General features: G+C 57.5%; 19 protein-coding genes and 1 pseudogene. 14 read left to right on the forward strand and 6 right to left on the reverse strand.

What is annotated here, in order from left to right:
- Nucleotides 1-35: 35 nt before the first annotated feature.
- Together MAFF_RS25665 and MAFF_RS25670 are read right to left on the reverse strand one after the other, a co-directional pair.
- Nucleotides 36-1,682 (reverse strand): MFS transporter, encoded by a 1,647-nt coding sequence (locus MAFF_RS25665; RefSeq protein ID WP_010913925.1) that lies wholly within the window; start codon nucleotides 1,680-1,682, stop codon nucleotides 36-38.
- 171 nt (nucleotides 1,683-1,853) lie between these two features.
- Complete coding sequence (locus MAFF_RS25670) at nucleotides 1,854-3,089, reverse strand: NAD(P)/FAD-dependent oxidoreductase (RefSeq protein ID WP_010913926.1); 1,236 nt, start codon at nucleotides 3,087-3,089, stop codon at nucleotides 1,854-1,856.
- Nucleotides 3,090-3,235: 146 nt separating this feature from the next.
- On the opposite strand from MAFF_RS25670, the gene MAFF_RS25675 reads away from it, so the two are divergent.
- Genes MAFF_RS25675 through MAFF_RS25695 form a run of 5 tightly spaced genes read left to right on the forward strand, consistent with a single transcriptional unit; the run spans nucleotide 3,236 to nucleotide 9,617 of the window.
- Entirely contained in the window at nucleotides 3,236-4,252 is a 1,017-nt protein-coding gene (locus MAFF_RS25675) for a dipeptidase (protein WP_010913927.1), read from the forward strand.
- Nucleotides 4,253-4,305: 53 nt separating this feature from the next.
- Nucleotides 4,306-6,156, forward strand: coding sequence for an ABC transporter ATP-binding protein (locus MAFF_RS25680; protein WP_010913928.1), 1,851 nt, complete (start codon nucleotides 4,306-4,308; stop codon nucleotides 6,154-6,156).
- A gap of 37 nt (nucleotides 6,157-6,193) precedes the next feature.
- Nucleotides 6,194-7,789 carry an ABC transporter substrate-binding protein gene (locus MAFF_RS25685; RefSeq protein WP_010913929.1) on the forward strand — a complete coding sequence of 532 codons (1,596 nt, stop codon included), beginning with the start codon at nucleotides 6,194-6,196 and terminating at the stop codon, nucleotides 7,787-7,789.
- 29 nt (nucleotides 7,790-7,818) lie between these two features.
- On the forward strand, nucleotides 7,819-8,763 hold the full coding sequence (locus MAFF_RS25690) for an ABC transporter permease (protein ID WP_010913930.1): 945 nt from the start codon (nucleotides 7,819-7,821) through the stop codon (nucleotides 8,761-8,763).
- An 11-nt stretch (nucleotides 8,764-8,774) separates the two neighbouring features.
- Complete coding sequence (locus MAFF_RS25695; RefSeq protein WP_010913931.1) at nucleotides 8,775-9,617, forward strand: ABC transporter permease; 843 nt, start codon at nucleotides 8,775-8,777, stop codon at nucleotides 9,615-9,617.
- A gap of 107 nt (nucleotides 9,618-9,724) precedes the next feature.
- Here MAFF_RS25695 and MAFF_RS25700 read toward each other — a convergent pair whose 3' ends face one another.
- Nucleotides 9,725-10,432, reverse strand: a complete 708-nt coding sequence (locus MAFF_RS25700) for a GntR family transcriptional regulator (RefSeq protein ID WP_244420612.1) — start codon at nucleotides 10,430-10,432, stop codon at nucleotides 9,725-9,727.
- A 164-nt stretch (nucleotides 10,433-10,596) separates the two neighbouring features.
- Here MAFF_RS25700 and MAFF_RS25705 point away from each other — a divergent pair, with 164 nt between their 5' ends.
- From MAFF_RS25705 to MAFF_RS25725, 6 genes are all read left to right on the forward strand, one after another.
- Entirely contained in the window at nucleotides 10,597-11,505 is a 909-nt protein-coding gene (locus MAFF_RS25705; RefSeq protein ID WP_010913933.1) for a dihydrodipicolinate synthase family protein, read from the forward strand.
- Nucleotides 11,506-11,608: 103 nt separating this feature from the next.
- The gene (locus MAFF_RS25710; RefSeq protein ID WP_010913934.1) at nucleotides 11,609-13,186 is read left to right on the forward strand and encodes a M81 family metallopeptidase; all 1,578 of its coding nucleotides are present in this window, start codon (nucleotides 11,609-11,611) and stop codon (nucleotides 13,184-13,186) included.
- Nucleotides 13,187-13,916: 730 nt separating this feature from the next.
- Nucleotides 13,917-15,140, forward strand: a complete 1,224-nt coding sequence (locus MAFF_RS25715; protein WP_010913935.1) for an ATP-grasp domain-containing protein — start codon at nucleotides 13,917-13,919, stop codon at nucleotides 15,138-15,140.
- Nucleotides 15,141-15,304: 164 nt separating this feature from the next.
- A complete protein-coding gene (gene proB / locus MAFF_RS25720; protein WP_010913936.1) occupies nucleotides 15,305-16,159 on the forward strand; it encodes a glutamate 5-kinase in 855 nt (284 codons plus the stop codon).
- Between the two features lie 185 nt (nucleotides 16,160-16,344).
- The gene (locus MAFF_RS38255) at nucleotides 16,345-17,019 is read left to right on the forward strand and encodes a GntR family transcriptional regulator (protein WP_010913937.1); all 675 of its coding nucleotides are present in this window, start codon (nucleotides 16,345-16,347) and stop codon (nucleotides 17,017-17,019) included.
- Nucleotides 17,020-17,090: 71 nt separating this feature from the next.
- Nucleotides 17,091-17,792 carry an IS6 family transposase gene (locus MAFF_RS25725; RefSeq protein ID WP_044549200.1) on the forward strand — a complete coding sequence of 234 codons (702 nt, stop codon included), beginning with the start codon at nucleotides 17,091-17,093 and terminating at the stop codon, nucleotides 17,790-17,792.
- Between the two features lie 25 nt (nucleotides 17,793-17,817).
- Here MAFF_RS25725 and MAFF_RS25730 read toward each other — a convergent pair whose 3' ends face one another.
- The 3 genes and pseudogenes from MAFF_RS25730 to MAFF_RS25740 all read right to left on the reverse strand — a co-directional run bounded on the left by MAFF_RS25730 (nucleotide 17,818) and on the right by MAFF_RS25740 (nucleotide 20,618).
- Nucleotides 17,818-18,000 carry a hypothetical protein gene (locus MAFF_RS25730; RefSeq protein ID WP_010913939.1) on the reverse strand — a complete coding sequence of 61 codons (183 nt, stop codon included), beginning with the start codon at nucleotides 17,998-18,000 and terminating at the stop codon, nucleotides 17,818-17,820.
- A 323-nt stretch (nucleotides 18,001-18,323) separates the two neighbouring features.
- Entirely contained in the window at nucleotides 18,324-19,151 is an 828-nt protein-coding gene (locus MAFF_RS25735) for a DUF3800 domain-containing protein (RefSeq protein WP_244420613.1), read from the reverse strand.
- A gap of 171 nt (nucleotides 19,152-19,322) precedes the next feature.
- Nucleotides 19,323-20,618: pseudogene (locus tag MAFF_RS25740) on the reverse strand (DUF2130 domain-containing protein).
- A gap of 191 nt (nucleotides 20,619-20,809) precedes the next feature.
- On the opposite strand from MAFF_RS25740, the gene MAFF_RS38260 reads away from it, so the two are divergent.
- The 3 genes from MAFF_RS38260 to MAFF_RS25755 are packed head-to-tail and all read left to right on the forward strand — an operon-like array spanning nucleotide 20,810 to nucleotide 23,101.
- A complete protein-coding gene (locus MAFF_RS38260) occupies nucleotides 20,810-21,430 on the forward strand; it encodes a poly-gamma-glutamate hydrolase family protein (RefSeq protein WP_010913943.1) in 621 nt (206 codons plus the stop codon).
- Entirely contained in the window at nucleotides 21,337-22,242 is a 906-nt protein-coding gene (locus MAFF_RS25750) for an MBL fold metallo-hydrolase (protein ID WP_044549202.1), read from the forward strand. The genes MAFF_RS38260 and MAFF_RS25750 overlap by 94 nt, the downstream gene beginning before the upstream one ends.
- A 22-nt stretch (nucleotides 22,243-22,264) precedes the next feature.
- Nucleotides 22,265-23,101 carry a S1/P1 nuclease gene (locus tag MAFF_RS25755; protein ID WP_010913945.1) on the forward strand — a complete coding sequence of 279 codons (837 nt, stop codon included), beginning with the start codon at nucleotides 22,265-22,267 and terminating at the stop codon, nucleotides 23,099-23,101.
- Nucleotides 23,102-23,108: the final 7 nt, after the last annotated feature.

Consider the following 23,108-nt stretch of genomic DNA (forward strand, 5'->3'; position numbering starts at 1 on the left):
CGCGCACCAAGCCGAGGATTCACGTAGGGCAGTGGTCAATGCCGGGGAAAATATGGCACTGTTTGCTCTGGCTTGCGGGTCGAACGTGTCGGCCGCTCAATCGAAAGTGTCATTTGAGGTGGGTGCTCTCCCGCATGCAAATCGCGAGCACGTTCGTCCAGTCCCTTGTCTGCTTCCGTGAGACGATGATTGAGGCGAAGGTAGTCCGTCCAGGTCGGGGTATGGAATGTCTCTGTCCACTGCATAGGCTTCTGAAGGTTACGCTGGAGCGTCCAGTGCCTCGCACCAACGCGGCTGTGGACATGTCGGCGCTCGCGCATGAGATCGAGGAAAGCCTCAATATTTTTCTCGAGGATCATATACTCGACTTTGACGACGATCGGACCGCTTCTCGGCCTGAGATCGAGTGCAACCGCCGGGGTGTCGAATTCCTCCAAAGGGTCGGGGTCGGAGTCGCGGCGGTCGCGAAGAGGAAACAGGACGCCAACTGCGGCGACGAGCAATAGGGCGCCAGCGGAGCATTCGAGCGCCAAGGTCAGGGAATGGTTCTGGGTCACCGTGCCCCATATCCAGCTGCCCGCCGCGATGCCGCCGTCTATCAAAGCATAGTAGATCGAGATGGTGCGCCCCACGACCCAGCGCGGACTTGCCAGTTGGACGCTCACGCCAAGCCCGGACCATGCGGTGACCCAGCCCGCACCGCCGAAGGCGAGCGCAATTGCTGCCACCGCAATCGAAGAGGTCAGTGCAAGGGAGAGGCAGCATGCCGCGCAAGCGACGCAGGCAAGCCTCATCAGCCGCTCTAGCTGCAAGCTCCGTCTGAGCATGCTGTTGGAGACCCCGGCCAGGACGGCGCCTGTCCCAAAGCCGCCCATCAGGGTGCCATAGGCGATGGGGCCTCCTCCCAGTTGATCCCGGACAACCAGCGGCAGAAGCGCGAGTATCGCGATGCTCGCCAGGCCAAAGAGGGTTCCGCGCGCGATCGACGCCTTGATTTCCGACGACATCGCCGTGAAGCGCAGACCGTCATGGAGCGCAGTCCGCAGCGGTTCGCGCGGGAGAGGCGAAGAGCGAACCTTCCATTTGCTGCGCCATATGGTGCACACAGGTACCAGGTAGCTGAGCGCGGTCACGGCGAACGCCGTCACAAGCCCGAACGAGGCAACGACGAGGCCGCCAAGCGCCGGGCCTACGGTCCGGACAGTGTTGAAGCCGACGGTGAGGAGGGTGACCGCGGCGGGAACGTCGCGTCGGTCGACGATATCGCCAACCGACGCTTGCCAAGCGGGATCGTTGACCGCGCTGCCGCACGCGATCAGGAAGCTGAAGCCGAGGATCATCCATGGGGCGACAAAGCCGAGCGCCACGGAAGTAGCCAGCATCGCAGATGCTATAGCCATAAGGCACCAACCGGCGAACATGACCCTGCGACGGCTGAAGTTGTCGGCGATGGCCCCGACGAAGACAGACAATATGAACGCAGGTAGAGTCGCTGACGCCTGCACCAGCGCAACCATCACATCGGACGTCGAGATCGTTGCCATCAGCCAGCTGATGGCAACGGCCTGCATCAACCAGCCGAGGTTGGCAACCTGTATGGCGAGCCAGATCGAACGAAAGGTCGAATTCCTGAGCGGCGCAAACGCCGCGGGCGAAGTTGCTTCCTGATTTGTGCACGCCACCTTACTCAACTCCCCTCAGTGTTTCTAACGCCAGCTTGGCTCGCATGCACGGGGCCGACACATCCTTCTTCAGTGAATATACATGGCAAGGTTCCAGCCAACAGGACCCGCGCGGCTTCCACAAGGGCGACAGCGCAGAGAAAAGCCGGCGGATTAAAGACGTTTCCTATTCTAAGAAAAGCGGGCCACAGAAAAAGGCTCCACATTCAGGCATGGCTTTCGTTCGAAGAGGAGGTCCCCGACGATTTTGCCGGTTGTTGGCCCCTGTGTCAGTCCAAGATGACCATGACCGAACGCATAGATGATACGCGGGCTCGGGCCAGACCGGCCTATGACTGGGAGGCTATCTGGCGTGGCAGGCCGATGACCGCTCCACTCCACGCCTCCCTCTTCCTTGATGCCCGGAAGATAGAGCTTGGCAAGCGTCACGAGGGCTTTCGAGCGGTTGAAGTTCGGCGCAGCCTTCAATCCGCCAAACTCGGCCGCTCCGCCAATCCGCAAGCCGATCGAGAGCGGCGTCGCCACAAATTTCCGATCTGCGAATATCACTTCCCGTTCCAGGACAACCCCCGGCGAGGCGATCGTGGTGTTGTATCCGCGCTCGCTCTCGAGAAGCACGCGATCCCCCAATTGCTTGGCGAGTTGTGCCGACCAAACGCCCGCTGCGATGACGATCTTTGCTGCCCTCAGTGTCTTGCCGCCGTTTAGCGTAAGCGCCGCACCGTCGGTTCTAGGCTCTACACGGTCAACCTGGTCTTGCAAGATTTCCGCGCCGTTATCGGCAAGCCAGCAGCGCAAAACGTCCACGATCCTCTTCGGATCCGAAACATGCGACCACTGAGGCGTGAACACCCCATTTTTCACTATCGGACCGAGCGCTGGTTCCATGTCCCTGACCTGCGAAGCCGATAACTCTTGGCTCTCAACGCCGAGTGCACGCTTTGCATCCCACTCCGGCCGGTCGCGTCTCAGACCGCTCTCGCTCTCGTAGACGGTCAGCGCCCCCTTGCGAAACAGATCGTTCGCAAGGCCGACCTTGTTGAAGAGCGGCACGAGATCGTCATAAACGCGGCTGTTGATCTCCGCGAGCGCGCCAGAAATCCGTCGCACTTCGGATGCTGAGCCCACTTTTGCGAACCGCCAAAGCCATGGGAATAAATGAGGCGTATGCCTGATCCGGACCGCTAGTGGGCCGAGCGGATCCAGAGCCCAGAAGGGCACTTTCTTCCACAATCCCGGGACAGATAAGGGTATCACTTCGGTTACGGCGATGCCGCCGGCGTTGCCGAATGATGCTTTGTCGCCCTCAGGGTCTCGGTCGATGATAGTGACCGCCGCTCCGCTTAGTAGCGCCTCGTAGGCGACACTCAGTCCGACAATGCCGGCGCCGACGACAATCACACTCATCCCAGCCATCTAATTTCTCTCTTCCAGCCACCAGATATGCATATTGGCAACTGTATCCAATCTACAACGCCTTGACAATTCTGGATCCAAGTGGTTTGTATTCAGATGCTCATTGGCCGGCTAGCGAACTTTCTGGGAGGAATGGCTTGGACGCCGAAAGAATTCACCGCGATGCGGTCATTATCGATGCCGTCGCCCCGCTTCTTGAGAAGAAGAGATATGTAGAGTCCTACAAAGCCGGCGGCGTTACCTGCGTGGCTCCGACTGTCAACGCCGGCGAAGGTTCTCCTGCCGCAGCGCTAAAGGAGATCGGCAGTTGGCTCCACTTTATACGGTCTAGGAAAGACCTGAGGCTGGTGCAAAAAGCATCTGACATCGACGCAGCCAAGCGCGATGGTCATGTCGGTATCCTATTCCATTTTCAGGGCACGGGACCGTTCGAGACAGATCTTAACCTCGTCGAAGCCTTCCAGGCGCTTGGCGTGCGGATGGTGCAGCTGACCTACAACAGGAAGGATTACGTCGGAGACGGATGCGAAGAAGAAATCGACGGCGGGCTTAGCAGGTTTGGCAAGGCTCTTGTACGCAGGCTGAATGAGAACAGGGTTATCGTCGATTGCACCCATACCGGCTACAAGACGACAATGGATGCCTTGTCGCTGACGACGAGACCTGCAGTCTTCTCTCATTCCAATTCTGCCGCGGTCTTTCCCAGCAAGAGAAACATCCAGGACGATCAAGCGAAGGCAGCAGCGGGAACGGGGGGGCTTGTCGCCGTGACCGCTGTCCCGCAATTCGTTGTGCCCACCGAAGGCGATGCGGCGCGTCCGTCGCTTGATGATCTAATTGCGCATATCGATCATTTCGTCGCGCTCATCGGCATCGATCACGTCGGCCTGGGGCTCGATTACTGGTGGGGAACTCTCCCGTTCTCCGACCTCGACACAGTGATCAGCCAGTGGGAGCAGGCTATCAGCGGGGGGTCTTGGAACCCGGAGGCCTACCCACGCCCACCCCACTACAACCCGCCTGAAATTGAAACGCCCGAAATGTTCCTAGGAATGACCGAGGGGCTTATTCGCCGTGGGTACAAGGAGGACGATGTCCGCAAGATACTGGGATTGAACTGGTTGCGTGTCTTCCGAGACGTCTGGGGAGAGTGATGGAAGACCTCCGGACGCCTGTACCTAAACTTCTCGCGGTGACTAAACAGCAGATGAGTCCTCCCATCCTTTCAGTTTCTCATTTGGTCACCTCCTTCCGTGTGGGAGGGCGCTGGAATCCCGTTGTGAATGACGTATCGTTCGAGATCGGCGCGGAGGAGACTGTCGCTGTCGTCGGCGAATCCGGATCCGGCAAGAGCGTGACTGCGCTCTCGATCATGCGGCTCAACCCCGAGCGCTTGAGCGAGATCAAAGGGTCAATCAAGCTCGAGGGTAAGGAACTGCTCACCCTGCCGGATGCCGAGATGCGCCGTATCCGCGGTAACGAAATCGCCATGATCTTCCAGGAACCAATGACTTCACTGAACCCGGTGCTGACCATTGGCTTTCAGATCGCCGAGGCACTGATTCTGCATCGTGGGCTATCACGGTCCGAAGCTGAGACAGAGAGCATTCGACTCTTGGATAAGGTGCGCATTCCCGCCGCGAAGGCGCGCTTGCACGAATATCCAGATCGCTTCTCGGGCGGCATGCGTCAACGCGTGATGATCGCGATGGCACTAGCCTGTCAGCCGAAGCTGCTGATCGCTGACGAGCCGACGACTGCGCTTGATGTGACGATTCAGGCGCAAATCCTGGAACTGATCAAGGAGCTGCAGGAGGAGGAGGGCATGTCCGTCCTCTTCATCACGCACGATATGGGCGTCGTCGCCGAGATCGCCGACCGCACGGTGGTTATGTACAACGGCCAGGTGGTCGAGGCCGCGCCGACCGAGAACATCTTCAATAGCCCCGACCACCCTTATACGCGATCGCTGCTTTCGGCCGTTCCAAAACTCGGCTCGATGAAGGGTCGAAGGCGGCCGATGCGCTTCCCGGTCGTCGACCGCGCGACTGGCCAGTCCGACGTGCCGGCCGAGGTGCCGGACACCACCAAGGAGGCCGAGCGCCCCGTGCTGGAAGTCGCCGGCTTGACCAAACGCTTCGAAATCCGTTCCGGTCTGTTTTCTTCGGTAAAGGGACGGGTCCATGCGGTTGAGAATGTGTCGTTCAGCGTCAAGAGCGGCGAAACCTTGGCACTGGTAGGCGAGTCAGGCTGTGGTAAGTCGACGACCGGCCGCGCGGTGATGCGATTGACCGAGCCCCTTTCGGGCTCAATTTTGCTCGACGGCGTCGACTTTCTTAATCTTAGCCAACACGAATTGCGCAAGCAGCGTAGTCGCATGCAGATGATCTTCCAGGATCCGTTCGCATCGCTCAATCCGCGCATGAATGTCGGCACTGCGATCGTCGAGCCGCTGCTAATCAATAATCTCGCCAGCCGTTCAGAAGCACGCGACAAGGTCGCCGACCTCCTGCAGCGAGTTGGTCTTTCGCCCGACATGGTCAACCGCTTTCCGCACGAGTTCTCCGGTGGCCAGCGCCAGCGCATCTGCATTGCGCGTGCGCTGGCGCTCGAGCCGCGGCTCATAGTGGCAGACGAAGCCGTCTCAGCGCTCGATGTTTCGGTGAAGGCGCAAGTCGTCAACCTGATGCTGGATCTGCAGGCCCGCATGGGGCTCGCCTATCTCTTCATCTCGCATGACATGGCGGTGGTCGAGCGCGTCAGCCACCGCGTCGCCGTCATGTATCTCGGAGAGATCGTTGAGATCGGCCCGCGCGAAGCGATCTTCCAGAATCCGCAGCATCCTTATACCAAACGACTGCTCGCGGCAGTGCCGATTGCCGATCCGGGGCGGCGCCTGCAGAAGCGTCTGCTCACCAATGACGAGATTAAGAGCCCAATACGGCCTGCGAACTACGTCCCGCCGGTGCGCCAGTATCGCGAGGTCTCTCCCGGCCACACCGTCATGATCTGGGACCCAGAATGGGACAAGAAGGAAGCGCCGGCCGTCGCTGCCTGACGTCGTTGTGAACGGCCAGAAAAAGGGGAACTAAAAAATGAAGATGAGCGCGAATAGCCGCAAAAGCGTGGCGAGGCGGATAATGCTTTCGTCGTTGTTTGCCGGGGGTTTTTTCACCAGCACGGCAATGGCCGATACGCTTCGCGTGATAGCTGACACAGATCTCAAAACCGTAGATCCTATAGTAACGACATCTGGCACGACCTTGGTTCACGCCTATCTGATCTACGACAAATTGTTCGAGTTCGACAAAGACGGCATCGCCCGTCCCGAGTTGGCTGACAAAGTCGATATTAGTGCCGACAAGAAAAGCTATACGATCACGCTTCGGAAAGGCCTGAAATTTTCCGATGGAGGCGCGATCACGACCGACGACGTTCTGCAATCCCTCAAGCGCTGGGCTTCCCGGGACCAAACCGGGCAGTTGTTGGCTGCCAGGCTCAAGGAAATGACGAAAGTCGATGATCTGACATTTCGCGTTGAGCTGAGCCAGCCGTTCGACGTGCCCGCTGCGCTTGCCGGTATCACGGGCAACCCTGCTTTTATCATGCCCAAGCGGGTTGCGTCGTTGCCGCCAACGGACCAGTTAACGGACACGACAGGCTCCGGACCCTATCAATTTGACTATACGTCTTGGAAACCAGGGCAGACACGCATCTATATCAAAAATCCCAATTACGTTCCGCGGAATGACCCGCCGAGCTTCTTCGCCGGCAAGAAAGAGGCGACTTTCGACAAGATCGAAATGTCTTACGTGCCGGATGCAAACACCGCAATGGCGCAGATGCTGACGGGGCAACAGGACATCTGGCCAGGTCCTCCAATGGATAATGCTCTGGCCTTGAAAGCTAATCCGGACCTCGTGGTAGCGAAGGGATTCTTCACGCAAGGCCTTTACGTCATAAACCACGTTGTGCGTCCGTTCGATAACGTCAAGGCGCGTGAAGCCCTCACCTATCTGATTGACCAGGCTGAGATCAATCGCGCCGCAGTGGGAGACCAGGAATTTTGGCACACGTGCTATGCCTATCTGACCTGTGAGGGGACGTACGGCGACGAGTCCGCCTATACCGGCCATCGGGGGGCAGCCGATTTTGACAAGGCGAAAAAGCTCCTTGAAGAGGCCGGTTACGACGGAAAGCCGATAGTGGTACTCGACCCCACAGATTGGTCTGAAGCCCATGCAAGGGCTCTGTACATGGCGCAGCAACTGAGAAAGGCCGGTGCTCAGGTTGACCTGCAAGCGATGGATTGGTCGACTCTGACGTCGCGCCGTACGTCTAAGGCGCCGGCTTCCGAAGGCGGCTGGAACCTGTTCCCTAATATCATGGAGGGCCAGCCAGCCTCGTCTCCGCTTACACATCTCATGCTTGCCGCTAACTGTGACAAGGCTTGGTTCGGATGGCCCTGCGACAAGGGTATCGAGGACTTGCGGGCGGCATTCATCAGCGCCGGGGACCTTAGTGAGAAGAAAAAGATCGCCAGTGAAATCCAGGCCCGCGCATCTACCTATCTGCCCTTCATCATGACGGGAGAGAACACCGCGGCCGTTGTCTACCGAGCCGACATCGAAGGGTTTAACCCCGAAACGCCTGAAGTGTACTTCTGGAATATCCGGCGCAAGAGCAAGTAGCGCGCCCAATCCGCGGCCGAGAGGTTATTGTGATCAGGTATCTCATCACCAGAATGCTTTCCATCATACCGGTGATGGGGGTCGTAACCGCCGTTGTTTTCGGGCTGACTTATTTGAGCCCGGGAGATGCGGCGGTCGTACTGGCGGGCGACTATGCGTCGCCCGCCCAGATCGCTGCTATTCGAGAGCGGCTTCACCTGGATGCTCCAATTGTACCCCAGTACTTTCATTGGCTGGGGAGCGTCCTGCGGGGCGATCTCGGAAATTCGATCTTTTCTGAACAGCCGGTATTGGCTCTCATCCTCTCGCGAGTCGAACCGACAATCATTCTGGCAATCGCCGCAACTCTTGTCTCTGTCATCATCGCTGTGCCGTTGGGGCTGCTTGCTGCGCGGAAAAGGGGCGGCATTGCCGATCAACTGGTATCGTTCTTCGGTATTGCTGGAACGGCAATACCCGCCTTCCTGATTGGCTATTTGCTGATATTTACGTTCGGGGTGTACTTTGGATCAATGCCCATCTCGGGGTTCCCTGGGCTCGATAGCGGAGCATGGGAAGTTTTGAGACATGTGCTTCTGCCTGCAACCATGTTGGGATTTGCGCAGACCGCGCTGATCACTCGGATCACGAGAGCGAGTGCGATCGAGGTCCTTAACCAGGACTTCATTCGGGTCGCGCGGGCAAAAGGCCTCGATGAGTTCACAATTATCATGCGGCACTGCCTTAGGCTCATCGCCGTGCCTCTCGTTACGATAGTTGGAATGTCGTTTGCCTATATGCTTGGCGGCGTGGTGATCACCGAGACAGTGTTTGCCATCCCCGGGGTTGGACGTCTCTTGGTCGATGCCATCCAACACAAGGATGTCCCAGTGATTCAGGGTGTCTTGCTAATAAGCTCGTTTGTATATGTTCTCATAAATCTGATGGTCGACCTGTCATATCTGTTTTTCGACCCACGAATTAAATACACTTAAGGAGGTAGGCGATGACGATTTCTATGTCGTGGCGACAAGACAGGCGCCTACCGACTCCTTTGCTGGTGGCCTCAATTTTTGTGCTCGTTGTTGCATTGGTGTCGTTTTCGGCGCCGATCCTCACCAGCGTTGATCCCTTGTCCATGACGCCGGATGCAAGGCTCAAGCCACCTAGCCATAGTCATTTGCTGGGAACCGATATGTTCGGGCGCGACATTCTCGCGCGTGTGCTTTACGGGGGGCAGATTTCGCTCGTGATCGGATTGGCTACAGCGGCTCTAGCGACAACAATCGGAACGATACTGGGCCTTGTCGCCGGAGCCGGGCAACTCTCAGACAAGATCTTGATGAGGATCATGGACGGCATGATGGCTATACCCGGGATCCTGCTTGCGATTGCTTTGGCGACGATCTTTGGTGGTGGGGTCTTGACCGTGATCGTAGCTTTGGCCATCCCGGAAGTGCCGGGTGTCGCGCGCCTGGCTCGGAGCTTGACGCTGACACTCCGTGAGCAAGTTTTCGTCGAGGCAGCTCGGTCCTACGGCGCTGGGCCTCTGCGTATTCTGTTCAGATACATCCTGCCGAACGCGTTGGCGCCAATCGCTGTGCAGGCCACGTATATCTGCGGCGTGGCGATCCTTTATGAGGCTTACCTCAGCTTTGTGGGTGTTGGGGTTCCACCCGAGCACCCGAGTTGGGGCAACATTGTTGCCGAGGGGCGGTCCTTTGCCCTGATCGCCCCACATATGATCCTCTATCCGAGCGTGCTCATTGCGGTTGTCGTGCTCGCAATCAATCTGATCGGCGATGGAGCACGGGACATGCTCGATCCGCGATTCGCCTTGCCTGATTGATCGTCTCGGGAGGGACAAATCATCCTTCGACGTATCATCTATGCGAACAAGCAAAACGCCTGTGATGCACAGATGCAATCAGGCGCTTCTTTGACCGTGAGGTGCGATTATACAGCGGGGTCGTTCACTCGGCGCTTATTGAGTGCTTCCAAAAGGTTATGGCCAGCCCTGATTATGTGCCCTCGCATAAACTCCACGACTTGACGGTCGCGTTCCTTGCACATGCTCAGAATTTGGCGATGTTCGCGCTCTGCTTCTTCGAAGCCGGAAGTCAAAAGTAGCTGAATCCTGATATATCGATCAATCTGGACATTGATGCCTTGGAGAATGGCGAGTGTCTGAATGCGTCCCGCGGGCCGATAGAGACTGCGGTGAAACTCCCAGTTCAAAGCGCCTACTCGGGCAATGTCCCGCTTGTGATATGCCTCTTCGAGTCGCTTGAGAATCTGCGCGGAGTGAGCCAACTCTTCGTCCGAGAGATGCTCTAGCGAGCGGCTGAGAATATCGCACTCCAGCGTTGCCCGAAGTTCGAACAATTCCATGATCTGTTCGGATGGCAATGTCGAAACAATAGCACCCTTGTGAATCTTGGAAACGATCAATCCTGCTGCTTCCAACTGGCGAAATGCCTCGCGCACAGGCATTCGGCTGCATTCGTATTCGGCTGCGATCGCTTCTTGTATCAGGGGGTCGCCCTCTTTGAACTCGCCACTGAGAATGCGTTCCCGCAACGACTCCGATAGCGCCTCCGGTAGGCTCTGCCTCTGAAGGCGATATTTCGAGCGCGGCTTCTTCTGTTCCAACATGTTGTCCATCGTTTTTTGGATCCCAAAACCCAAAATTGAAAAGCCGCCTCTTTCGCTTGTGCTAATGATCGGCTCGTCGAGAGTATCCCAAAAAAGGGTGACATCAAAGGGTAGACATGTTGTTTGATGCCATGTAGATTGGATCCAGTTGGATCGCTTATGGATGGAGAACCATGGCAAAGTGGGCTGGTGTATTCCCCGCAGTGACGACGAAGCTGACGAGGGATGGCAAGGTTGACCTTCGGGCGACCAAGGACAGCCTTGACCGCCTCGTCAAGGCAGGTGTTTCCGGCGTCATTGTGCTTCCCATGCTAGGCGAGAACGCTTCGATGTCGCTGAAGGATCGTGAAGACATCATCGGAGGTGCTGTCGAAGTCGTAGCTGGTCGTGTTCCGGTTCTCTCCGGCCTCGCCGAAATCACACTCGACAATGCGAAGGCAAACGCCAAGCTCTACGAATCGTTCGGCGCCCAGGGGCTCATGGTATTCCCAAGCCTTGGCTACAAGACCGACGATCGCGAAACGGTCGAGTGGTACAAGGGGGTCGCCAGCGCTTCCTCGCTTCCGATCATGATCTACAACAACCCGATCGCCTACGGCGTCGACTGCACGGTCAATGTTCTCAAGCAACTTGTCGACACCCCGGAAATCGTCTGCGTTAAGGAAGAAACTGGCGACATTCGTCGCGTCACCGACATGTTTGTCGAGCTCGGCGACCGCTTCAGCATCTTCTGCGGCGTCGACGATCTGATTGTGGAAAGTTGCGCGCTGGGTGTTACCGGCTGGGTCTCGGGCATGACCAACGTTTGGCCGTCAGAATGCGTCGAGCTCTTCAACCTCTGCATCCAAAACAGGTACGAGGAGGCGCGCGCGCTTTACCACATCCTGACGCCGTCCTTCCATCTCGACACCCACGTGAAGCTGGTTCAGTACATCAAGCTCGCCGAGAGCCTGGTCTACGGCGCACCGGAATGGACCCGTGCCCCGCGCTTGCCACTCGTCGGCGAAGAGCGTGACTTTGTCACATCGACGATTCAGCTAGCAATCGAGACCTTGGCCAAGCGGGTGAAGAAGGCCGCCTGATTTGGATCGTAGGAAAATCGGGGCGTCGCAATGATCCGATCGCGACGTCCGCTCGAAGGGTGGCTCGTTCGGAAGACGGCAACTGAAGTTCAAAGGTCAAGATATGGTTCATTCAACGCCGACAACCTTCGCCGGCTCCAAATCGGCTCGCCCACGAGTAGCCATTGCTGGTTTTCAACACGAAACCAACACGTTCGCACCGTTCGGCGCACCATTTGATGATTTTGTTCGGGGCGGCGGCTGGCCCGCTATGACTACCGGTGCGGCCATTCTCGATGTCTTTCCTCCGATTGAAATTCCCATCGGAGGGTTCATCAGCGCTGCGAAGGATACGTATGAGTTGATACCTTTGGTCTGGGCTGCTGCGGAACCAACCAGCTTCGTCTCCGATGACGCCTTTGAGCGAATTGCAGGAATGATTTGTGATGGGATCGCCCGCGCAGGTCCTCTCGATGCGATCTATCTCGACCTGCATGGCGCGATGGTCGTTGAATCTTATCAGGACGGGGAAGGGGAACTGTTAAGGCGCGTGCGAGAAATCGTCGGCCGAGATATTCCCATCATGATCAGCTTGGACTTTCATGCCAATGTCACCGAGGCCATGGTCGAGCTCTCCGACGGTATTACAATTTTCCGCACTTACCCTCACATAGACCTGGCTGACACAGGCGGACGCGCCTTCAGTTTACTGGAGCAGCGCATTCGCCGCGGGAGGCCCTTCATCAAGGCGTTCAGGAAGACTCCATTTCTGATCCCGCTACCTGCCCAGTGTACTGATCTAGAGCCATGCATGTCTCTTTATGCTGGGCTGCAAGAACGAGTCAAAGGACCAGTTCTGAACGTGGACGTCGCGCTGGGCTTTCCGTTGGCAGATATTCGCGAATGCGGGCCGGCAGTTGTCGCTTATGGGATCGACGAGGTAGCGGTCACAGCGGCGGCAGATATGCAACTAAGCGACATGCTGGAGGCCGAAGGACGATTCCATATGTCGCTCCTTGATGTAAAGGAAGCTGTCGAACATGCTGCGCGCAACGGGCGCAAAGGCTCGCTCATAGTCCTTGCCGATGTGCAGGATAATCCCGGCTGTGGGGGTACGTCAGACACCATTGGGCTTCTCAAAGGTATGGTCGAGGGCGGCCTTCGAAATGGCGTACTTGGCCTGCTTTGGGATCCAGAAACGGCTGAAGCAGCCCACACCGCAGGTCTAGGCGCTGAACTCGATGTGCGGCTTGGTGGACGCTATGGTTACGATTCGGAACCATATCTTGCCAGGGTTCGTGTGGAAGCACTTTCCGACGGGGTGTTCAAGGCTAATGGGCCATGCCTAGGCGGTGTGCAAGTAGATCTTGGCCGCATGGCGCGCTTGCTTATCCTTAACCCTGGATCCAGCGTGCAGGTCGTCGTATCAAGTGTCCGCTTTCAGTGTCTCGATCAGGATCTGCTACGGGCGGTTGGGGTAGAGCCGAGAGACCAGTCGGTTGTGGCAGTCAAAAGCGCAGTTCACTTCCGGGCCGACTTTGCACCTATCGCCGAAGAGATACTTACGGTGGAATCCCCTGGAGCGCATTGGTGCCGGAATGATATCCTTGACTATAAGAACCTGCGCGATGGCGTACGCAGGATGCCGATCTCGCTAGCTACGCAGCCGAGTGAGGTCAAGATTGCCGAGAGGCGACACTAACAGCGCTTGGATCGGGGCTCGCCAAATCAGTCCCATTGGAGAAAATGGCCGACCGTACGGACGCTGTGTCAGCCTGAAGCGTTGGACTCGCCCCATGCGAGGCGCGTTTCGAGAAGCCCATCCAAACGTACACTGGGGCGCTTGTCGCCCCAGCGCTAACATCGGATCCCACCCGCGTACCCGCCTGAGGCTGCCCAAAGAGGGAAAGGTGCCAAGCCCGGTCAATCCACCGAGTGGCTGCACCTTTCACCCGCGCGGTCCGCTCGCGATTGAACATTGTCGCAGGGTCGCACCGAAGTTCCACCGTTCATGTCCCCTTAGGTTCTGTAGCCGCTTGCAAGCGCGCCGCTAGCAGCGAGTGAGCGGCGTAGCAGCCTACGCGCGTCGTCAGACTCGTCGTCTGCGACGCCGGGGAGCTATAGAGGCGGCCGCCACGAAGACGCTGTGCACACATACACAGCAGAGGGGCGGATCCGCTTCATAAGGAACGTACCGGCCCATGCCTGCAAGAGTGGCCGCAGGCTTTTCTCAGCCTTCATCGCCACCGCTTTCGCCTAGGATCCAGCACCGTATTAAACGCCGTTCACAATAAATTCACACAATCTTAGCGATCGCAAATCGCCGACGATGATAGCTTCACGACAAGGTCTGAGATTAGGCGCGTCCAAAAGGGCTGACGTCGATTTGCGCTTCGACTGACGCACAGCATGCAACTCGGGATCGAAAGCTGATGGCCAAAAGAGCGCTTATCCTGGTTGAAGGCTCGAGGACTGGTCTGCTGTACGTCCAAGCGGCCCAGCGGCTTGGCCTTTCTCCAATTACTCTGTCGGCTGATCCGACGCAGTACGACTACATTGCGGCGGAAGGGATTGAGGCAATTCATGTCGATACAGCCGATCTCGATGCTTTGATCGGCGAATGTTCCCGGCTGCGTGCGACCTATGAGATTGCCGGAATTACGTGCGCCAAGGAGTCGGTCTATGCGACGGTTGCCAAGCTTTGCCGGCATTTCGATCTACCGGGACCAAACCCTACATCGATTGAACGATGTTGCGACAAATTCACCCAACGTCAACTCCTCGCGGAGGCCGGCGTTCCAGTACCGTCGTATCGCTTGGCAGCGAATGCGGCGGACATAGAAAGCTATGCCGCTGAAATCGGGCTGCCGGTAATTCTTAAGCCAGCCGTGGGTGTCGGCAGCAGCGGTGTCCGATTATGCCGCAACGGCGATGAGTTGGCCGAACACACGACCTATCTGTTGGGCGGGAAGCACATATGGCGATCTTCGCCGCGGATACTGGTCGAAGAATTCGCACAAGGCCCATACTATAGCACCGAGATAATGGGAGATGAGGTCATCGGGATTTACGCCGGTGAGTTCGGCCCCGAACCGTATTTCGTGTTTCGTGAATTCACCCTGCCGGCCCTACTGACTGACGAAGAGCAAGAGCGTATCGTCGACGTTTCGCTGGGGTGTTTGCGCGCTCTCGGCCTTGGCTGGGGGCCAACCTGCATAGAATTCCGATGGACGAAGCGTGGCCCAGTCGTCATTGAAGTTAATCCACGTCTTGGTGGCGCGCCCGGTCCTCAACTGGTTCAGCTAACTTACGGGCTCGACCTTGTCACCGAGCACATCAAGCTTGTCATCGGCGAGAAATGGGATTTGCGCAGAAGGCACTCGCACACGGCCGCCGCGCGAATCCTAGTTCCTGATCGCGATGGCACCCTTGATTGGATCGACGGCGACAATCGGGCAACTGCTGTACCAGGCGTCGCCGAGGTCGAATTCTACATTGGACCCAATACGCCGATCGTCAGGAAAGGCGATCACCGGGACTGGATCGGCCATGTTATCGTCGCCTCACCCAGTCGTGCGCTAACCGAAGCGACACTTCACCGGGCCGTCGATCTGATCGATTGGTCGATCGCACCATTTCCGACTCTTGGCGAATAGAAATTATCAGCGGCCCTCACCTTTCCGACCAGGGCAAGGCGGCGCCAGATTGGAAGGTGATCGTCATCCGAAACGTTGATGCAATTGAGAGCACGAAAGAGAGAGGCAAGTCGACGAGATGCCAAACTTTGCACCTGACCGCTCGCGCAACTGAATGCTGTTGAATGCAAGAAAAGATTAGAGAGACATGTCTTGCAACGAAGACGGTCAAATTGCTTTCGGCTCGCCGACTGATCGTGAAGATTGGCTCCGCAGTGGTTGCCGATGCGGAGACCGGAGAGATACGCGGTCCTTGGCTTGAAACGTTGATAAAGGATGTCGTCCGATTTTTCGCGCGCGGCCAGCAGGTGATCATAGTCACCTCCGGTGCTGTCGCGGCTGGATCACGTCACTTCAAGCAGTTGGACAGATCTTTGCGAATTGAGGAGAAGCAAGCGGCCGCCGCGATTGGTCAGATCCGACTGATGATCGCTTATGAACAGAGCTTGAAACGCCATGGGTTTGGCCTGGGGCAGGTGCTATTGACCAGCGCAGATGTAGACAACCAGCGTTGCCGCCTCAATGCGCGGTCAGCCTTTCAACAACTCCTCAACGTTGGCGCTGTACCCGTTATCAACGAGAACGACGCGACCGCAACGCCCGAGGTCTGTCTTGGCGACAATGATCGGCTGGCGGCAAGGGTCGCGCAAATTGCAAAGGCCGACCTTCTCATTCTGCTTTCCGACGTAGATGGCCTCTTTACGGAAGATCCACACGACAACCCGTTGGCTCGTATGATCCCAGAGGTGCGGCGCATTACCCCGGAGATAGAAATCATGGCCAGCCTTTCCCCCGCGCGCCATGGTTCGGGCGGCATGGTGACAAAGTTGATGGCAGCAAGGATAGCGATGGAAGCGGGCTGCAACGTGGTCATTGCGAAAGGAAGCAAGTCTTATCCGCTCGCCGCCATCGAGAACGGTGCGCCATCAACATGGTTTATTCCGCCCGCCAGGGAGACGGCAACACGCGGGGGCCGTTGAAGAAATCCTCGGTTTGAATTGTTCGTGCAATCATCGCTTGAGGGAGCGCCTGCAGTGATAGGAGGCAGCTAGCTCAAGCAGAGACCATCGCCGTGGTGGCTTGAGGCCAGGCCGCCACTTATCCGCACTTCAAACAATGTGACAGCACCATTCGAACGAATGCATGCACGAAGAGGGACCAAGGGTTGGCAACTCCCATCGCGCCGAAAGCAAAATGTCCAATCAGACGACAAACTTTACCCGACATCCTCGTTGAGGCTTTGCGAGAGCGCATTCTTAGCGGCGAAATCCGGGACGGCGACTCCCTTGTGCAGGAAACTATCGCAAAAGAGTATGAGGTGAGCCGAGTGCCAGTTCGCGAGGCGCTCCGACAATTGGAGGCGCAAGGACTGGTCTCCCGCAGAACGCATAAAGGCGCCGTCGCCATTTCAACGAAGCGCGAGACAGTCATCGAACTGCTAGATCTCAGGATCCTTTTAGAATGCGATATTCTATCGCATGCACTTTCACGTTATCAGGAAACAGACCTATTGGCCGCCGAGGATATTCTCGATGAACTTGATAAAAATTATCATGACAAAGACATGCCTAAACGCGGGGAGATGAATTGGAAATTCCATAAATGCCTATACCTTCCGTCTGGCCGCTCAGAAACATTGTCGATTGTTGAGAAAATACACCAACGCACCAGTCACCTCGTTCTGGTACCGCTTGTAGAATCTGGTCGAATTAATGCTTCCGTTGATGGGCATCGAGAGCTTCTACGTCTATGCACTGAGCGCAATTCCACCGCAATAGACTGTCTTAGACGTCATATATATAGTTTTATCAAGTCGTTGCCAGAAGAAGGATTTTTATAGGTTCTGTTGCAAACTTTTTCGTTACGGGTTGTCTGGCAAGTGACCTCCGACATTTTTTTAGGAGGTTTGTGATGTTCAGAGGCCGGCATTTCGACCGATCGGTCATCCTGGTGTGCGTTCGCTGGTATCTGGCATATGGACTGAGCCTGCGCGATTTGAAGGAGATGATGGCCGAGCGTGGCATTAGCGTTGATCATTCGACGATCCATCGCTGGGTTGTTCACTTCTCGCCCTTGCTGCTGGAGCGCTTCAACCGGCGCAAGCGCGCAGCGACCGGCAAATGGCATGTTGATGAAACCTACATCAAGGTCCGAGGGCAGTGGATGTATCTCTACCGCGCTATCGACAGCGTCGGCGACACGGTCGAATTCTATTTCAGCGAACATCGGGGTTTGCCGGCGGCCAAGCGTTTCTTCAGGAAAGCGCTGGAGCGCCATGGGCGTCCCGATCGTGTCGTCATCGATGGTAGCCAGACCAACCAGGAGGCGATCGTTTCCTGCGATACGACACATCGATTGCAGGATCGCTGCAGGCGCCGACCGAAGCCGATCCGAATCCGCCAAAGCCAATACTTGAACAACCGGATCGAGCAGGACCATCGGCGGATCAAGCGCCGTGTTCGGCCGATGCTCGGCTTCAAATCTCCCGCAGCCGCAAGCATCATCCTCGACGGCATCGAAATGCTTCACATGATGCGCAAACGACAGGCGAGGTTCGCCTTCAACCCAAATCCGTCATTGGCCGAGCAGTTCGATATCCTCGCCGCCGCATAAGCACCGCCCGCCATCTCTTCTTGCTTCAGTTCAACAAAAATTTGCAACAGAACCCCTGCTGCTTCTCGATGATGATGTTCGGGAAAGCGCTCCAGCCTGTGGCCATGAGTGCCTTGGTCCACTTCTTCTCATTGGTGCGTAGCTTATCGACGTCTGCTTTGGCGGTTTCTGGCTGGGCCATCTCGGGCTTCCCTGTGGTGAACTGCATCCAGATATGGTGGTTTCCCGTGATGACGCAAGGGCATCGGGGACGATTCTGGATTCAGGGGGAGGGTGTTTCAAGGTTCATCCGGCCTATGTCCTTGGATTCAGGGGCCGGGGAACCGCGCTGCACCCAAAGAAGAGGACTTGATAATATGAGATATCGATTAGACGAACCGTGCTATATGCAAGCGATAAGATAGGGCCCCCCGACCAGAGGTTCACCCGGGGGTGTTGACAAAGAGAGCGTCAATACCCATACTTTGCAGGTGAGCATCGCTCCGGGGTTGGCGCCAGGCGCCAGCCGACCATTTCAAAACGAAGGCCCGGCTAGTCCGGGTCTTTGTTTTTTATCCGTTCAAAACAGCTGTATTTGATGCCGCAGGATGCCAGGTCCTCGGGCGGCAGGTGCGCGTCGATGAGACGCTTGTGGTCCATCAGGGCCCTGTAGGGCCGGTAGGACGGGTCATAGCCGCCCTTGGCCATCGGATAGAGGTAGAGATCGGCGATCTGCAACATCGGCGTGGCTTTGGTTCTGCCGCGCGGCTCCCCGCGCACGATGTCTTTGAACTCCTCAGCGGTTAATGACCCGTAGCTGGCGGAGTTGACGCCATCGAACGGCATCCCCTGCGTCTTCAGGATCCGCGTGTAGGCTATCAGGTCGCGGTCCTCGGCTTTGCCAGCCCTCTCGAAGAACACGCGCAGCTTGCGGTCCTGGCTGCGGGCATATTTGGCGGCGCGCTCGATCAGGATGCAGTAGGCGGTCTTGCACATGAACCAGAGCTGATCCTGATACCGGTCCCGGTAACGGGCAACGTAGCCCGGTCGGTCGATCACCGCGGCGATGCCGATCACGGGCAGCGCGAGAAGCATCCCCTGCAGATCGCCCAGGAATTCAAAAGCGGACTCCGGCTTCTTTAGCCAGCCGAAGTCGCCACGGCCGCCGCGGATGGCCCAGGAGTGGAGCGGGTAGGTGATGCCGTGCTTCTGGCAGAAGGCCTTGTGGCGGGCATAGAGCTCATCGACGTCTTCCTCGTTGATGAGGATGCCGCCGAGGGCGAAATAGTCCATTTCGTCCCGGCGCTTCTCTTTAGGCTCTCGGTCTGGCTCGCGGCTGCCGCTGTCATCGAGGTAGAGGTGGATTTCACGGTCTGTCACGGGCAGGCTTTCATTGTCCGTACAGCTTGGCGCAAAAACCGGAGGCTGCATAGCACACTGATGACCCGTCCGGGCCAGGGATCAGTGCGGCGGCTTCTTGGCGTTGCGATCCGCTTTCAAAGAGCAGCTTGCCCTCGTCTCACACCCGACCCCAGCCCAGATTCGCCTTTCTCAATCGGGGATGGACGCGGACGCTTCGATAGCCAACACCTCCAGGCCCGCGATCTCCTGCATCACCTTGCCCGCAATGCCCTGCAGATCGCCGTACATTCCGACGGTTGACTCGATGACACCCTGGATCTGAGCCTCCCGCTTGGCCCACAGGCGGATTGTGGTTTTCCGTTCCTTAGCAAGGTCGTCCTGCATATCGGAGAACTTCTCGACGATCGCCTCGACCCGGTGGCGAAACCTGGGGCCAGTCAGATAGCCGTAGACCTGCTCCATCTTGGTGGCTTGGCCGTCCTGGGCGATGCGGGAGTTGGCGAGCTCGACGAGGGACTGCCGGAGCATGATCGCGATCGGAATCGCGCACTTGGGATGGGCGATGTAGACGCCATCGACCAGATCGAACGTTTCGACCCCCGCAGGCAGCGCCTCGGAGATCATCAACGCAATGTCAGCCTTGGCGGCACGCTGGTCCGCCCGTAGCTTTCCGAGCCAGCCCGCGCTCCAGTTCCTGGTGCGTTTGGATTCCCATAGGATCGCGCCGCACGGCTGGCCGGCCGGTCCCACCACGCGTTGCAGCACGTCACCACCGAACTCACCCTTGGCGACCGGTTCGATGATGTCCATCGGGAAGCGGCTGGCGATCAGCGACTCCAACTCGAGCTCAAGGACTTCGCCCTGAAGCTGCTGAGATCCTTGCTCGGCGCGGCGCTTCAGCTCCTCGATCTGGCGCTGCATGCCGGCGATCTGTTCTTCTTTCTCGGCTACCTTCATCTTGAGGCCGTCTTCGGCGTCGGTCCTGGCCTTGATGCGGACGGCGTCCAACCCTTCCTAGATCCTCTTTTCGATGGTCAGCGCCATTTCCCGCTTTTCATCGTCGAGCGCCCGCTGCTGCTTCATAAATTCGGCCTGCTGCAACTGCGCCGCAGCGAGCTTTTCGTCCCGTGCCCTCAGCGTCGCCTCCAACTCGCCCAGCTTCCGGTCCTTGTCCTCCAGGTCGGTGGAGACCAGAATTTTTGCCTTGCGGGCCTCTTCAACGGCTATCCCGGCACGCTCGAGCTTGAGTTTTTCGGCGACCTGCCTGTCGATGTCCTCCCGGGCGGCGTCGATGGCCGCCTGCTTGCGTTGGAGCTCCTCCTCCCGGGCCGTCATGGCGGCGTTGCTCTGCGCCAGTCGCCGTTCGTATTCCTCGCGCGTAGCCGCAATCAGCGGCGCCGCGAGCGACTCGTTGAGCTTGATGTCGGTCTTGCAGCTCGGGCAACTGATTGTCGGCTCATTGAGAGTCCTGGGCTGGACAGTCATCAGGCAGATCCTCGCGAGGGAACGTGGTGCAAAAGAACGCCTCGAAGTATACAGGATTGGAAGGCGACCGGATAGAACAAAGAGTGAACTTACCAGTTATCCCCCGGAGAGGTCGCTTGCCGGTGCCGCATCGGCCATTGGCCGTGTTCGTTGCGATCGGGAGGATCTAGGAACCGGACAGGGAGCTAGCGATGAATCAATCTCCAAGCATTCTGCGGAAGACCAGAAAAGGCGAGTACATGGCTTTCGCTGACTTGGCAGCCGAGAAGACGCAGGGCGTTGACTACGATTTCCTGGTTCTGGATCGAGCTTCGGCCGTGGCAATTGTCGCGCCGCATGGCGGCTGGATTGAGCATGGCACGTCTGAATTGGCCACCGCCGTCGCGGGAGATGATTTCTCGCTCTACCTGTTTGAGGGGCTCAAGCCGAAACGACCGCATTCCGAACTGCATATACCGTCCGAGTATTTCGACGAAAATCGATGCGTCGACCTGGTCAGCAGGGCCCGGATTGTAATCGGCATGCATGGCCGTGCCGACGGCGACGACCCGGAAACGATCTGGCTCGGAGGCCTAGGCAAGGAGTTGCGCGACGCGATCGCGGCGGCACTGGAGGCAGCTGGCTTCAAAGCCATCACCTCGGGCCACCGGCTGCCTGGCGAACACAAGAACAACATTTGCAATCGCGGAATCAACCAGGCCGGTGTGCAGCTTGAGCCATGCCGTTGGTCAAATCGTTGTCTGTCGGCAACGGAGACACATTCTACATCCGCCACAACAGCGATAATTTCACGATTATCGATTGCTGCCTGAATGACGACCAGAAGGAGGCGATCGTCGAAGAACTCAAGGAAGCGTCTGCCGAAAAAGGCATCACGCGATTCATTTCGACCCACCCCGATCAGGACCACATCCTCGGCCTGGAGTACCTGGATGAGAAGCTCGGTATCGTCAACTTCTATTGCGTGGCCAACAGCGCTACCAAGGACAGTCCTACCACGTCTTTTGAGCACTACTGCAAGCTGAGAGACTCAAGCTCGGCCTACCATGTCTATAAAGGGTGCAAGCGCAAATGGATGAACCAGAGCAGTGATGAGCGCGGCGCGGCTGGGATCAGTATCCTGTGGCCGAATGTTTCTAATGAAGCTTACAAGGCTGCCCTGAAGGACGCGGCGGACGGGCTGGCCTTCAACAATATGTCGCTGGTCGCCCGTTATTCAATCGAAGATGGCGCCACATTCATGTGGATCGGAGATCTCCACACCAAGTTCATGCAGGAGATCTTCGACGATATTGAGCTCACGAAGACGACGGTCGTGTTTGCGCCCCACCACGGGCGCGACAGCGGCAAGATCCCGAATTCCTGGTTGGAGAGGCTGGACCCGCAGATCATCGTCATCGGCGAAGCGCCCTCCCGCCATCTAAACTACTATACCGGCTATAAAATCGTGACACAGAACGATGCCGGTGACATCACCATGGACTGTATTGGCGACAAGGTTCATTTCTACGTCTCAAACAAAAACTATAGTCGTGAGGACGTCCTCGATGACGAGGGAATGACGACCTATCCCAACTACGTCGGCTCGATAACCGTCGAGACCGAATACACCTTGGATGGTTAGGCACATCAAACGGAGGACACCCATGAAATCTTTGGTGCTGGGGATCTTGCTCACCGGCGCGGCTTGCAGCCAAGCATTTGCATGGGGTCCGGAAGGGCATTCGATCGTGGCAGAAATCGCCCAACGGCGTCTTTCCTCCACAGCGCTGATGGAAGTCAAGCGCATCCTGGGCGGAGAAGTGGCGATGGCATCTGTCGCGAGCTGGGCGGATGACGTCCGTTATGCAATCCATCCGGAAAGCTACAATTGGCACTTCGTCGACATTCCTCTGGCCGACAGCAAATACGACCCTGTGTCCCAATGCGCCGCGAATGTGCAAGGTGATTGCGCCATCGCTGAGATCGATCGCGCCGAGCATGAAATTACCTGCGCAACAGACCCTTTGCAGCGCAGGGATAGCCTGCGCTACCTCATTCACATCGTGGGAGATCTCCACCAACCGTTCCACACCGTGGCTGACAACACCGGCGAGAACGCGCTCGCAGTCACCGTGAAGTTCGGTGGGTTGATCAAAAGTCCGCCTAAGACCCCTGCCGACAACCTTCATGCGGTGTGGGACAGCACAATCATCAAACAAACCACCTATGCCTGGGGATCCTATGTGGATCGCCTAGAAACTGACTGGCTGCTCAAGCATCCCGAGGCCTCTGAGACGCTCGACCCGGTAGCCTGGGCGCTAGAAGCCCACACCTTGGCGCAAGAGATGGCCGCCGGCATCACTAACGGCGCAAATCTCGACAACGACTATTACGCAAAAGCTTTGCCCGTCGTGGATGAGCAGCTCGGCCGCGCGGGTTTAAGGCTTGCTGCGGTTCTGAACCGCTGGTTGGCCACAGCTCCCGCATGCTCCCTGCCTTAAAGCCGTT

It is taken from the genome of Mesorhizobium japonicum MAFF 303099 (genome assembly GCF_000009625.1).
GTDB lineage: Bacteria > Pseudomonadota > Alphaproteobacteria > Rhizobiales > Rhizobiaceae > Mesorhizobium > Mesorhizobium japonicum.